12 protein-coding genes are annotated in these 14,674 nt (G+C 37.1%); 4 read left to right on the forward strand and 8 right to left on the reverse strand.

Features of this window, described 5'->3' with window-relative positions; all coding sequences use genetic code 11:
* Positions 1-6 precede the first annotated feature (6 nt).
* From ACYT6F_RS16350 to ACYT6F_RS16365, 4 genes are all read left to right on the forward strand, one after another.
* Positions 7-2,805 carry a COG1470 family protein gene (locus tag ACYT6F_RS16350; RefSeq protein WP_472598692.1) on the forward strand — a complete coding sequence of 933 codons (2,799 nt, stop codon included), beginning with the start codon at positions 7-9 and terminating at the stop codon, positions 2,803-2,805.
* A 119-nt stretch (positions 2,806-2,924) separates the two neighbouring features.
* Positions 2,925-3,284 (forward strand): prevent-host-death protein, encoded by a 360-nt coding sequence (locus ACYT6F_RS16355; RefSeq protein WP_169230273.1) that lies wholly within the window; start codon positions 2,925-2,927, stop codon positions 3,282-3,284.
* A 511-nt stretch (positions 3,285-3,795) separates the two neighbouring features.
* Positions 3,796-4,947, forward strand: coding sequence for a porin (locus ACYT6F_RS16360; protein ID WP_472598693.1), 1,152 nt, complete (start codon positions 3,796-3,798; stop codon positions 4,945-4,947).
* A 19-nt stretch (positions 4,948-4,966) separates the two neighbouring features.
* The gene (locus ACYT6F_RS16365; protein ID WP_169230271.1) at positions 4,967-6,397 is read left to right on the forward strand and encodes an anion permease; all 1,431 of its coding nucleotides are present in this window, start codon (positions 4,967-4,969) and stop codon (positions 6,395-6,397) included.
* A gap of 190 nt (positions 6,398-6,587) precedes the next feature.
* Here the strand turns inward: ACYT6F_RS16365 and ACYT6F_RS16370 are convergent, their stop codons facing one another.
* The 8 genes from ACYT6F_RS16370 to pgl all read right to left on the reverse strand — a co-directional run bounded on the left by ACYT6F_RS16370 (position 6,588) and on the right by pgl (position 14,667).
* Positions 6,588-7,742, reverse strand: coding sequence for an ABC transporter permease (locus ACYT6F_RS16370; RefSeq protein WP_472598694.1), 1,155 nt, complete (start codon positions 7,740-7,742; stop codon positions 6,588-6,590).
* Positions 7,739-8,905 carry an ABC transporter permease gene (locus ACYT6F_RS16375; RefSeq protein WP_472598695.1) on the reverse strand — a complete coding sequence of 389 codons (1,167 nt, stop codon included), beginning with the start codon at positions 8,903-8,905 and terminating at the stop codon, positions 7,739-7,741. Before ACYT6F_RS16375 ends, ACYT6F_RS16370 begins: the two co-directional genes overlap by 4 nt.
* A gap of 16 nt (positions 8,906-8,921) precedes the next feature.
* Positions 8,922-9,917: an HlyD family secretion protein gene (locus tag ACYT6F_RS16380; protein WP_472598696.1), complete on the reverse strand. Its 996-nt coding sequence runs from the start codon at positions 9,915-9,917 to the stop codon at positions 8,922-8,924.
* 74 nt (positions 9,918-9,991) lie between these two features.
* Entirely contained in the window at positions 9,992-11,422 is a 1,431-nt protein-coding gene (locus ACYT6F_RS16385; protein WP_472598697.1) for a TolC family protein, read from the reverse strand.
* Positions 11,423-12,295: 873 nt separating this feature from the next.
* Positions 12,296-12,814, reverse strand: a complete 519-nt coding sequence (locus ACYT6F_RS16390; protein ID WP_472598698.1) for an ankyrin repeat domain-containing protein — start codon at positions 12,812-12,814, stop codon at positions 12,296-12,298.
* A 10-nt stretch (positions 12,815-12,824) separates the two neighbouring features.
* Positions 12,825-13,277 carry a DUF2947 family protein gene (locus ACYT6F_RS16395; RefSeq protein ID WP_472598699.1) on the reverse strand — a complete coding sequence of 151 codons (453 nt, stop codon included), beginning with the start codon at positions 13,275-13,277 and terminating at the stop codon, positions 12,825-12,827.
* Positions 13,278-13,326: 49 nt separating this feature from the next.
* The gene (locus tag ACYT6F_RS16400) at positions 13,327-13,539 is read right to left on the reverse strand and encodes a hypothetical protein (RefSeq protein ID WP_472598700.1); all 213 of its coding nucleotides are present in this window, start codon (positions 13,537-13,539) and stop codon (positions 13,327-13,329) included.
* 417 nt (positions 13,540-13,956) lie between these two features.
* Positions 13,957-14,667 carry a 6-phosphogluconolactonase gene (gene pgl / locus ACYT6F_RS16405; protein WP_472598701.1) on the reverse strand — a complete coding sequence of 237 codons (711 nt, stop codon included), beginning with the start codon at positions 14,665-14,667 and terminating at the stop codon, positions 13,957-13,959.
* Positions 14,668-14,674: the final 7 nt, after the last annotated feature.

Consider the following 14,674-nt stretch of genomic DNA (forward strand, 5'->3'; position numbering starts at 1 on the left):
AACCAAATGTTTTTAAATCATTTCCGGAGAATCTTTTTTTTATTTTTAATTTTTTTCATTCCTTCACTGGTTGCTGCACAGACCGGCAACGGGATCAGCATGCAGATAAAGGACGACTCCAATATGGGGAAAGACCGTATCATCAGTACTATTGCTGAAATTAAAAATGATTCTCAATATCCTTTTAAAGGCAAACTGAATATCGCTGTTCCTAAAGGGTTCAGGAATATTTCAGGAAATACTTCTGAGATTGAGATCGCCGCAGGAGGAAATCTATATCTGCCTATAAAAATACTGGTTAACAGCAATGCTGGTTTCGGAGAAAGCAAAATAGAATTCACCCTTACCGATCTCCAGAATAATATTGTAAAAAGTCAGACTCTCGTCCATACGATCGCTGAAAACAATTCCCTGGCAATCAGTACAGATATTCCTCTTATCTATATGAGCAATGTAAATGATTCTATAGAAGTAAGAGCAAGAGTTTCAAATCTGGGGAATAAAAGACAGGACGTTACGATTGTCTTTAAAATTCCCGAAGCAGACCAGGGAAACTTCTTTATCGAAAAAAAAGGAAGTATTGAAGTACAGAAAGATTCTGTTTTTATATACAGATTCAGGCCTTCCAGCAATCTCGCAAAGACCCCGCAGTTCAGTGTAAATATTGTAGGCTTCAGGGAACCTAATAAAGAAATATTCGGGAACAGCACAGTGTCTATTCAGAATAATGCTTCAACACAACGTTACCAGTCTTTAGACAATAATAATCTCGGCTATACCAAAAACAGCATTACGACAAGTTTACGGTATCTCGGCAGAGAAACGTATCTGTACCAGATGATTGGTTCCGGTGGTTTCAACCTGCCCTCGGGATATGTTTTTATCAGGGGAAATATCTATAAAACCAACGGCCCCGAAGATCCTGTAGTAAATAATACCTTCGTTACCTATAAGAGAGAAAAAAGCGAGTATACTCTTGGAAATATAAGCAAGATCATAGAACTTTCGCTATATGGAAGAGGTGTAGAGTATGCTTTTACTTCTTCAGATAAAGACAAAAGGCTTGAATTCGGTTTTATAGACCAAAGTTTCAGTCTTATAGACAGAACCCCATTCCTGAAGTTGGGATATGGCTTCTATGTAAGAGGTACACTGGGTGCAAGCAATGCAAGCCGGAATATTTCAGCTGCTTATATTTTTAAAACTGATCCTTACGAAAAAGTGAAGCATAACCTTCTGGGAACCAATTTTCAATATGCGTTTAATAAAGAATGGAAAATCAGCGGTAAATTATTCAGCGGAATGAGTATCTATGAAAGCATTAATACGACAAAACCTTCCGGAGCATTGGAAACGCAGTACTCGGGAATTATCAATAAAGTCAATCTGAGCGGTAATTATTCTTTCAGTACCAATTATTATCCCGGCAACCAGAGAGGGATATTCCAGCTGCAGCAGAATATTTCGAGCAGCATTTTCAAGGATAACTCTATTTATGGTAACATCATGATTTCCAACTTCTCGCCTAAATTTTATTTCTTTGATAATAATTTGGAGACCAACAGCAGCAGACTGGAAGCAGGATTCAACTTTCCTAAACGAAAAAATTTCGGATTGGGCATCAGTCTTCAGTATCAGAATGAAAACTCCAATACCTACAATACATTTTTCGGGCTTGCACAAAACAGGGATCTGAAAGAGATGAGTGCGAAAAGACTTGTGGAGCGCATAAGCTGGTCGAGCACCAACAGACAGCATTCTTCCATCCTGGGAATTGAAACGGGGCTTGTAAATTATCCTGACAGCGATGCCAATCAGTACCAGATGAAATTTACGGGAACCTACGCCTACAAATGGCTAAACTTCCAGTATATTTACCAGTACGGAAGCTACTACCTTTCAGAATTTGCATTTTCAAAATTACTGGGCATTAACAGTACTTATGAAAAATCTTCGGCTTCCGCGTTTATCAGCCAGACCATGCTTAAAGGAAAGCTGAATATCAATTCAGGGTTGTCTTATACCGACGATACTCTGTATGGGAAATCGCCATCCGGATTTATCAATGTGAAATTCTCCAAAGAAAATTACGGATTTTACCTGAATTCGTCGTGGTTTAATTATTCACTCAATAACTTCAACAACAATCTTTTTACGGTAGAAGCCGGCGTTACAATTAATCTGCGCAGCAATTACATGGATCCGGGTAAGAAAAGCAGCATCAGAGCTTTCGTATATTACGACAGGAACAACAATCATGTCTATGACGAAGGAGACGATAAAGCCACAGGCTATACCATCATGATCAACAATATATCATTCAAAACCGATGAAGACGGGAATATTGAATACCGTGCGATTCCTTACAACAAATACACTCTAAGACAGGTTATCCAGCAGGGATGGTATTATGATGAAACTGAGTTTGATGTGAATTCCCACAATTATTCGTTAGAAATTCCACTACATCAGAATGGTACCGTTCACGGTAAAGTAACTTATGATTATGACACCAAAACCGCTCTCGAATTTGATCCTAAATCTGCAGGTATTGCATTTGACATCTATAAGGATGAAAATCTTATAAGGCATATAGTTTCCGATGACAACGGTGAGATCATATCTTTCATAGAATCCGGTAATTATAAGATAAAGCTGAATGAAAATTCACTACCTTCGAATACTTATTGTGAGAATACGCTGCAGGAGTTTAATGTTGAGCCGGGGAAAATAAGCGAGCTTGCTCCATTTGTCATTAAAGTAAAAGAAAAGAAAATCCGGGTGAAAAAATTTGACAGCAAATAACGCGCTATGACCGGCTTTAAAAGAATTAAAAAATAAAATCGCTATAAATGGTACATTAGTTGATCGAATTATTTTGAATTTTTTCAGCTTCTGATTACATTTGTACTAAATTTAAACTTATGAACTACACGCTTGAGCTCAACACACAGGAGTCTGGCTCTAATCTTGTTTTTAACACCATAAAATTCGATGCATTCAAGGTAAATATTATTGAAAGATATACCGGGAAAATGAATTTCAATCCTAAATTATGTGAGGTTATCTTCAAGTTAAGAACACTGGATGATGAAATTATCAAAAGAAGAGACGGAAATCTCAGAGTAAAAATTAAAGATGACAAATTTGAGACTTATCAACAATTATCAAGAGTCTTAAATTCTTACGACTATAAAAATAAACTGATCAACAGGAAAGAAGCCGACCAGAATTATATCCACTTCATGTTGAGTCTGATTATTTTTAATTATGAACTTAATTAATTACACGCCTTACGTATAGAGTTTGGTCAGGCACAGAAGATCCATCTCATGGGTCCGTATGTTTTGATCTCTGAATATCACATCAATGGCTGAACTCCTATACAACAATTTATCAATCCGGAATAATTGGTCCGGTTTTTTTTCTGAAAAATTTCAATCCCTGAAATTTATAATTCCTGTTCTTCCTTCCAAAATACACTTCTGTTATTCCTGCATTTTGATACGGTAAATTATATGAAATATAGTAATGTGGTATGAAAATATTTCACTACATTTATTTCACCAATCCGATACTATTTTATAATTATTAAATAGAATCACCACAAAATACTATATCATGAACAAATTTTACCTGAGTCTGCTATTCAGCTACTCTTCCCGTAAGGCTATGGATTACGAAGCCTGCCCAAGACAACTTTACAATGTACAGCGACAATGCCGCTTTAAGGGATCAAAAACCTTTTGAATTTTAGGATTACATTCATAAACACCTTCACCAAATACTATAACTATGGCTTTTCTAATAAAAAAGGCTGTGTTCATTTTCTTCATAATGCTCTTCTGCATAACTGCCGGCCAAAAACCGGATTCCTTATACAGCCCCCCGGAACAGGAAAATATTAAGTATCCCCAACTTCAGGTTAAAGGCCTCTTTCAGGCACGCTATCTGGTTGGGATGACCAAAGATGTAGATGTCAATGGTCGGCATCATTCTGATCACAGTGGCACTGATAATAATTTTATGATCAAATACATGAGAGTCCAGATGCGTGCCCAGATCAGTAAACGAACAGAAGTTGTAGCTCTCGCAAATCTTGCAGATTTTAAAAACGACCCTAAATCAAGAGTCCTCGAAAATGCGTATTTAAAATATACGTTCAATCCCAAACTTGCCTTTACGGCTGGGCAGTTTCGTCCCTGGTTCGGGCTTGAGGAGACCTACCCTATCGATATCATTAAATCACTTGACTGGTCCAATCAGTATACCGAATTTGGAAAACTGGGCTGGACGAGCTTTCAGATCGGGCTTTCTGCAACAGGACAGCTCAATCTGGGTACAATCCCTTTTCAGTATGGCATTTCTGTGGTAAACGGCAATGGCAAAAACCAGATTAATGATAATGATAACGGCAAACAATATTCAACCCGTCTTGTATTCGGATTCTCAAAAAAATATAACCTGAATCTCGGGTTAAATGGTGGAATTGGTGAAGTCTTTGGTAAAAAGATATATGCGGTAGGAGTCGATGTCAGCTCACTGATCAAGTTTGATCCCAGATGGAGCCTGGATATGCAGCTTGAAGCAAAACAGGCCACCAATCATCCGCTCTATTTTGCAGCAGATCCGGAAACGAGGCCTCAGAATCCTGACGAATATTTAATAAGAGGGGCTTATTTTCTGCCCAATATACGGTATGAAATTAACCACAGAAACCTGAGCGCTTTCGAACTTTCCTGCCGGTACGAATATTTAGATACCAACTTCAGGCTAAATTCAAATCCGAGGCAGACCATTACTCCCATGTTCGGCCTCGAATTCCTGAAAAATTACGGTGCCAGAATTCAGCTGGGAATGCAGTTCGACCGTTACAAACACCCGACAGAAAATACAACACAGTACAACAATAACCTCTTTATCATTCAGGTTCAGAGCAGATTCTAAAGTATAAAACTCAACCATCATGAAAGAAATAAATAGTAAAAATGTTGCGATAACCTTTGCAGTAGCACTCGTTATCTGGTTTATTCCCGTTCCGGAAGGCGTAAGCGACAATGCATGGCATCTTTTTGCAATTTTTGCTGCGACTATTTTAGGTATAATCCTTAAAGCGGCACCAATGGGTACCATGTGTATGATGGCCATTGGCTTTACGGCTTTTACACAGGTCTTAGCTCCGGGAGAGGCAGGAAAATCAATTACCAAGGCACTTTCAGGGTTTGGTGATAAAGTAATATGGTTAATCGGAATATCATTCTTTATAGCAAGAGGATTTATCAAAACAGGCCTGGGAAACAGGATTGCATTTTTATTCATAAGAATTTTCGGTAAAAGTTCTTTGGGACTGGCGTACGGATTAGGTTTGGCAGATGTCTGTCTTGCTCCCGCAATTCCGAGCAATACGGCAAGAGGCGGAGGAATTATTTACCCCATTATGAAATCGATGGCCACAAGCTTCGATTCGGTACCGGAAAAACCGGAAACCCACAGGAAATTAGGTTCATACCTTACACTCAACAGTTATTATATGAATCTGATTTCATCATCCATGTTCTTAACGGGAACAGCCAGTAACCCGATGTGTCAGAAATTTGCAGCCAATCTCGGCATCAATATCACCTGGATGTCCTGGGCTGCTGCCGGTTTTATTCCGGGATTGGCCGCATTTTTTATTGTTCCGCTTGTTTTATATAAACTCTATCCGCCTGAATTGAAAAAAACAGGTGATGCCCCAAGAATGGCCGCCGAAAAGCTGAAGGAAATGGGACCCATCAGCAAAAACGAATGGCTTATGCTGTTGGCATTTTTTATTCTACTTGTTCTCTGGATCTTCGGGGGCAGCCTGTCCATTGATGCGACTACCACTGCTTTTATCGGTCTTACGTTACTTTTACTGACATCAGTACTTACGTGGGAAGATGTAAAATCTGAGAAAGGCGCATGGGATACGATTGTATGGTTCGCTGTTTTGGTGATGATGGCAAGCTCATTAAATGAACTCGGGTTCATTGGCTGGTTCAGCGATCTCATCAAACAGAAAATCGGCGGAATGACCTGGACTGTCGCTTTTCCTGTAATTGTTCTGGTATATTTCTTCAGTCATTATATCTTTGCCAGTGCTACCGCTCATGTAGCAGCCATGTATGCTGCTTTATTGGGAGTGGGAGTTGCCGTGGGAATTCCGCCTATGCTTTTAGCTATGATGCTGGGGTTTTTAGGATCCATTTACGGAGTGCTGACACATTACGGACATGGTCCTGCACCGGTGTTTTTCGGAAGCGGCTATGTTGATCTGAAATCCTGGTGGCTGCGCGGCCTTGAAATCGGAATCGTTCTTTTGGTTATCTACATGGGACTTGGTGGTCTTTGGATGAAAGTTTTAGGGTATTATTAATAATTTAAATTTAACCGCAAACCGGAGTTAAACGAAGCCACAAGAGAAAAAAGTTATCTTGTCGCTGGCCGTTAATAATAAAAGGCTTTAAAGAGAAATCAAAGATTTTTAAGACTTTAAGGCTCTTTTTTATTGTACTTAAAATATCGAACTCAAATCTTTGTGTCTTTTTCGGTTTAATGAATACATGCTATTTCTGATAGTGCTTAAGAATATATTTTACCCTCAAAAATAAAAGAATTGTCAGCATCAGAAGCAGGATCAGAAGATGTATTACAGCATCAATATTATCTGCAACTGATCCTCCTGTCTGAACAATTGAGATATAAACTTTAAGGAATGGCGAAGTGGGAATAAGATTTGACATTATCTGAATTACTGACGGCAATGACTGATACGGCATGGAGTATCCTGTCATCAAAAATATAGGATAAGATGAAAACACCAATACCTGAAACGCAAAAAGCTTGCTTCTGAAAAAGCTCCCGATCAGCATTCCCAGTACAATTACAGAAGAAATGAATATTGTGGTAATGAAAGCCAGATCAAAAAAGCTTCCTCTGACTGAAACTCCGAAAACCGAAAAATTAACTATAGCAAAAAACATCCCGAAGATCATAAAGATACACAGATACAGAATTCCTTTTCCCAATATTAACTTTGAAATACTGAATCCCGAAATCCGGTAAAGTTCGCCTAATTTTTTCTGTTCCCTTTCTGAGGTAAACCCTGCGGCAACACCTATCAGCAAAGTCTGCTGCAGGATGATGGCGAGCAGCCCCGGCAAGAGAAAAGAGCCATATGTCATACTCGAATTATACAGAGGCCGATAATCCATATTAATGGGATTGGTCATTTTCATCGATTCATCTTCACTCATCCCCTGCTTGTTGAAATAAGTCTTCCGTACACCGGCTCCAACAGTAAGGCAGACTTTGGTTACGGTGCTGAGTAAGTCACTGGAAGGCAGAAAGCGTGAGGCGTTCAGAACCAGGTTTACATTTGCCTGCTTTTGGGAAAAGATAAATTTTTCGAGATCTTTCTGAATATAAAAATAACCTTCCACCTCACCCTGATACATCTTCTCCCGGGCTTCAGAAATATTTGAAGCCGGAACAATTTCAATCATCGGGGTAACATTGAGCTGTTCGGCAAGCATCCGGGAAACAACAGTACCGTCATCATCAATCAGGGCAAGCTTTACTTTCTCTTCGCCTTTATTCAGGTAAATGCTGCCGTACATAAAAGCATATAAAACAGGAGCAATCAGCAAAATGAGAAATAAGCTTGAATCTTTTGAAATATTCCGCATTTCTCTTTTCAAAATAGTAAAAATGTCTTTCATGGCTGCGTTTTTTTTAGATATTGATTGACTTTTCTCTGAAAAAACACAATGGCAACGGGAAATGTGATTCCTATAAAAAGCAACAGTTTAACCATTTCCGGAGTGGCATACCGTAACGGAAGTTCCATAAAATAAAGTTTGATAAATCCGTCCAGAAAATGAGTATAGGGCATGACGTCTGCATACAGCTGATCATACCACGGCATCGCCCAGCGCGGAAATGTAAAACCGCTGAATACAAATGCGGGAGATGTGAAAAAGAGAGCCACATCCACTACAAAAAGCAGGTTATCTGAAATGGCAGAAAGCATCATCCCGATTCCGATACATGCCAGAGCGAGTAATGTATATAATATGAAGAAACTGAAATCCGTTTCCGGCTTCCCAAGATCAAAAACAGGAAATACAACGAAACTGATCAGAATAAATAAAATCCATGCAATGCAGAGATGAGCAAGCATTTTCCCTATAATTATCTGGGAAGAGGAAGTGGAAATGTCCAGCAGACTGTCGATTGTGTTTTTTTTAAATTCCAGATTAAGGATTAGGACAGATGCTACAATCAATGCCATCTGTAAACCTACGGTTACCAGTCCGGGAGTAAGGTACAGCTGGTAATTAAAATCCGGATTATAGAGAACCGTCGTGTTGAGTTTGATCGGCTGTACAAGCGTATTGGCTTTATCGGCAGCCATTCCCTGCTTTTCCGCCTTTTGCAGCACCACTGCAAGACCTCCTTTAATAATGATTTCGGCAGCGCCTTTGTAGATCATTTTCGCCGGAACAAGGTAAGCACCGTTGGTGTATAATGTGATGTTCGACTGATGATTTTTCTTGGCGTCAGCTTCCATATTTTTCGGAAAATGTACAGCACCGAAAATTTTTCCTTCCTTCATCAGCTTTTCAATTTCCGCATTACTAAAAACAACATGCGTGAAATGAATGTTTTCATTCTGCTCCATCATATCAGTGAGCGTTCTTGAAACGGAAGAACCATCTTCATCCCAGACTGCCATCGGAAGTTCTCTGGCAAACTGTTTCTGATATATTAAACCATAAAACAGGAAAATAATCGGTGGAATAACCAGCAATATCACATAGAAATTAGGAATCGAAAAAATCCGTTTCCATTCGCGTACCATGATGATGCTGATTTTTTTCAAATCGTATTAATTTAAATTATGGTAATATAAGTTGCGCCGTCATTCCGGAACGGAGGCCTTTTACCCCGTTCGGATTTTCCGGCTTCACTTTGATCTGAAAGGTTCTCAGTTCGAACTCCCCATTCTGTTTTTCCGGAACCCAGTCTGCATAACCCAGCGCCGGAGCAAGCTCTGAAACTCTTCCTTTCACTATCTCAGGTATACAGCCCGGTATTTTCATCATCACAAGGCTTCCTTTATCAATCCTTGAGATCTGATTCTGACGGAGATTGAACTTTACGAAAAATGAATCATCCTTCTGAATCGTCATCATTGGATATCCCGCATTCACCATTTCACCTTTATTGGAAACGATGGTTGATATCTTCCCCGACACCGGAGCTTTAAGAGAAGCATTATCTTTAATTTCCTGAGTCAGCTTTTCCGCCTGTTTTGCCTGATTGAGAATTGCCTGTGCAGAGTTTTTCATTTCATTGTTGCTGCCTCTTTCCAGAAGCTGTACATTCAGTTTTGCAGTTTCCAGTTCTTTCTGGGCGGCTTTATATTTAAAGTAGATAACATCTCTTTCCTGGCCGGAAACAACTCCTTCGGAATATAAATTCTGAAAACGGCTGTAGGTTTTAGACATCAGATCCATCTGCTGCTGAGCGATCTGCTGAAGATTTCTGGCAGACGCCAATACTTCAGGCTCCACCCCACGGTTTACTTTATCCATCTGGTTGCGTGCAATTTCAACGGCATCCGCAACCTGAGACTGGATAGTTTCGATTTCAGAAGTTTTCATCTGGGCTACGGTTTGTCCTTCTTTTACTACATCTCCTTCCTTTACAGGAATTTCCAGAACACGGCCGGGAAGAGAAGCCGAGACGTCAACAAATTCGGCGTCTACCATACCAATGATGACATCTTTAGGTGTATCCTCGGATTTTTCTTTAAGGAGATAAACAAGCGCTGCCGCAAGTACGGCAACCGGAATAAAAACAGCCCAGTAGTTTTTTACAAAATTTCTCATCTGTTGGTTATGCTTCGGATCTTATCCGGTTAAATTGTTTATAATAGTTAAAGTCAGTCGGCATAAAATTATGATCAGGGGATATAAGTGGTAATATTCTCCGGATTCCCTATGATATAAAAATAAGTTGCCAAAGCAGTCTGGTAAGCCACAAGTGACGTATAATAAAGTTTTTCGGTCTCATACTGCAGCTGCAAGGCATCATTAACATCTTTTACGGAAGAGAGGCTGTTTTCCATTCTCTTTCTTATCATAGCTGTTGTTTCATATGCCTGCTTCCGGGATGCATCCAGCGTTTCGCTTTGCTGTTTATGGCTTATTAGTTTATTTTCCGCTATTTTCGTGGCCAGATTTACCGATTTCTGCTTCTGTTCTATAAGCAGATCAGCTTCTTTGACCAGAGACTGTGAGGCAAGGTTCTTGGAACGTCTTTCAGGATCAAAAAGAGTCCATTGCAGTTCAACTCCTATCAGCCAGGGCGGGGTAATAACGGGAAGATCTTTTCTGAAAAACTGAACATTGCCGATAGCGAATAAATTAGGTCTTGAAAGTGATTTTGTAATATCAACACCAGTTTCTGCTTCTGTTTTTTTACTCTGAAGAAGCTTAAGGTCAGCATTATCAGTTTGTGATGAAAAAGCAGGAGCTTCAGCAGATTCATTCAATTTTTGATCAATTTCTATTGGCTCATCGAGAGGTACCCCTATCATATCTTTTAAAATAAACAGAGCATTTTCCTTTTCCGTGGTTAAACTTTTCAGATTGGTTTCGCCCTGCATTCTGGCAATATCTGCCCAATTCTTCTGATATGGGGGGATAATTTCTGCTTTGAGAAGGTTTTCTGCGTATGCTTCATTTTTCTGCAAAGATTCCAGGCTGCTTTTTTGCTTATCAATCATTGAATTCAGATACATTATCTGGATGTACTGCAGTGCAATATTGTAAATGGTAAGGTCTTTTGAAGACTGAAGGTTGGCTTCACCGCTTTTCACCTGCTCTTCAGAAAGTCGCCGGGAAGATTTCAGCTTTCCTCCGAGATAAATCGGCTGTCTTACTACCAACCCGGCCAGAAAATAACTTTGTTTGGTAATTTCGGGATTATAATTAGGATATACTGCACTGATAATATCTTTTGAGGTCTGATAAATAACATTCTGTACCTGCTGTGAAAGCGGATTTCCTGTGATCTGCTGATAAACTGTATTAGCTGAATATACCGCCTGACCGGCAGAGCCTTCAACAACGCCGTCCTTTACCTGCTGGAGATTTACCCTGAGCGGTTCTCCTATATAATTATAGCCCGCCAGAAGATCAAGCTTCGGGAGTCCGTTGTTTTTACTTGAGGCAAGCAGTTTCTGTCTGGTTTCAAGCGACTGTTCGGCAAGTTTAATTACAGTATTGTTTTGCTGTGCTTTTTCAATGCAATATTGTAAAGAAAACTGCTGACAGAAAATTTTTGCTGAAAGCATCAGAAAAAGCGACACAGAGGTTTTCTTTATGCTCATAACGTTTGTGGATGGTGTTTGGTATTTTTCAGTGTACTAACAAATTTAATGAAAAAGTACCACATTTAGGATATGTTAAAGTGTTAAAAAACCCATGAAATGAATAATTTTAACCATTTTTACTGATTGATATATTGTGAATGTATTACTATTCTATTAAATTCACTCATATTATTATTTTTAGCAGTAAAATACAAATCGAATGAAGAAATTATTATCAGTTCTCGTAATTATTTCAGCCGTTTTTACATCGCAGGTTCATTATCTATTGAATACATCATATACAATTATTAGACAAAAGTAAAATACAAAACCCACCGCAATTGCGGTGGGTTTTGTATTATTGCTCACGGATTACAAATCTGCGAGATTGGGATTAATTAATTTATTTACATATTTTAGAAATGAAAGTATCTTCTCCATCAACTTTCGTTTCAACAATAGCACAATTCCCTTCAATGCTTTTTATCAGACAATGATACCCTCCTTTAGAATTAATATAAAGATCGATTGTATCATATTGACTCCTAGTCGTATCAAGAATCAGATTATATTCACAATCACTTTTCCATGATATTTTATAATATCTATCGTTACTACTACACTTTGTATTGGTAGAAAGGTTTAAAGTCTTTTCAACTTGAAAATCTTAGTTCTTTCTAATAGGTATTTTTTATTTGAATTTTTATTGTAGAGTTCAAATTTACCAATTTTGAAATCTTTACATAGAATTTTCTTGTGATCGATGACCTTTTCACAACTAATGAATAAAAAGAATATCGGAAAAAACATTTTAATATTTATCATAATATTATCATTTAAAAAATTAGCGTACCATTTAATACGCTAATTCTATATTTAAGCGAATATATATTATTCGAGTAGAATTTTCACCAGTTCTTCATCTTCAATTTGCCTTGCGAAATCTAAAGCTGACCTGTTTGCATTATTCTTACAATTCGAATCGAGGTTATGATTTTTAAATAATTTAACAATATCATAATAGCCGTCAGCGTAGAAAACAGCAACCCACATTGCATTATTACCATATCTATCTTTTTTATCTTTTTGAATACTCTGATGCTCTAGCAATAGTTTTGAAAATTCAAAATTATTATGTGCTACACTATAATGCAAAGGAGTTTTACCTTCTTTATCTTCCTTGTTTACATCTATATTACAATATAAAAGATAGTGCACGACTTCACGTGAATTCTGTGCTATTGCCTCATGCAAAAGATTTTGTCCAAATTCATTTACAAAAAGATTTACATTACTTTCATTAACAATTTTCTTAAGGTTTTCTAGCTGATTAAATTCAACCATTTCAAAAACCTCATCAATATTATCGTTGCTCATATTTTCCACTTCTATTTGCTGATTTTGATTCATAATAGATTGTCTATAAATTTCTAGTTAATGAATAAAATATATTACCTAATGGAGCAAAGTACATGCATTCTCCGTTTCCATTTAATAAAATAGGGCAGTCATCATGCAATTCCAAAAAATTAAATATATTATTTAGGAATACATTATAGTTTGTTTTAATAATTGTTTCTCTATTAATACAAAAAAATACTAAATCATCACTTTTCCATGCTAAATAAGAATTTAAATAAGATTGTAACCCTAAAATATCATCTTGATCATAATAATTTCTCCAATCTCTAATATTCTTAGAATTATAAATAATAGGATTGCTATCATCTAATTTAAAAAAATTATTTGCACTAGGATCTATTCTAAAATTCCATAATTCAGTAGCCGAATTATTTTCTAACAAATAAATATCTTTAATATCTTCATCAAAATATTCACTATAAAATGTATTTGTAATTATTTTTTCTCCCATTTTTAGTTAGGTTTTTTATAAAATATATGACCAGAAGACTTACCATCTTTCAATTTATGTGTTGCTTATCGTTTCCGACACTTAGCTCTCTTGAATTTTTAAGATTATGAACTTCAAATCCTTTTTTATATTGTTTTGTAGTATAATTCTTATACCTATTCATATTTCCTTTTGCATCTTTCAATAAAGCTTTTGCATCAGAGGCATTATGTGTCAAAATGTCGGATTTCTTATTATAATAGTGCGTCAGCAATAGGTACATACTCTTCTTTTAAAATTCCCATAGTATTTTGTTTTAAAATTAATGGGATAAATATATTATTTTGCTATGATTTATAATGCGCTTAAAACCAAATATTTATATGGTGTAATTTTTTCATAGTAATGTCTGTTTTTATTAAAATGCATCATATAAATTCTTCAGAGTATTAATTTTTTTCTATTCTGTAAGAGTTATTTTGGGAAGTGTAATAGTTGTTTATTATGCTTTACTGTTTTTTTACTTCACTGTAGTACATTTTTATTCTACTGTAGTAGATTTTTAGCTTAGTATATTATATTTTTTTTGATTATACGTTATTAATCATGAAAGATTAATAGGAATTCATTATATTATTATTAGACTAAAACAAAAAATCCTGCAGAGCTTTCTGCAGGATGAATTATATATTTTCTTGATCTATTTTCCCATTGCTTTATGATCCGTAAAAAACAGGAAATTTTCCTTTTTCTCGATGAGCTGCATCGGGTATAATTCCGGTTGGTATTTTCCGTTCAGGATTTCATTCAATGCATGTTTTTTAGACTCACCGAAGGCAACAGCCAGGATATTTTCAGCTTTGTTGATTATCGGCTCTGTAAGGGTAATTCTGTACATTTCCTGGGATTTCAGGTAATAGGCAGACACCCATTTGTCTTTTTCATGAAGGATTTCCTCTCCGGGGAAAAGTGATGCTGTATGACCGTCATCTCCCATTCCTAAGAGAATAAAATCGAAAACGCCTTCATCACCTAAAATAGTACGGATGTGAGCTTCATATTCTCTCGCATAATCTTCAGGAAGAACATCATCTTTATACATTGGGAAAATATGGTCTTTATTCACAGGAACCTTATCCAAAAGCGTGTCAAAAGTCATTTTTGCATTGCTTTTTTCATCGTTTAAAGGCACCCATCTTTCATCAACCCAGAAAAAATAGATTTTATTCCATTCAATTCCTGCATATTCATCGGTTGCCAGTAATTTGAAGATCGCTTTAGGGGAAGATCCCCCGCTTAATGCAACGGTAAAACATCCTTTTTCCTGTATTGATTTTACAGAGAGGGCAGCAAACATTCCGGCTGCTTCCTTATATAGTGTTTCTAAATCGTCAAATATTCTGATATTCATTTTGCTT

Source organism: Chryseobacterium sp. NG-CE01, assembly GCF_055695505.1.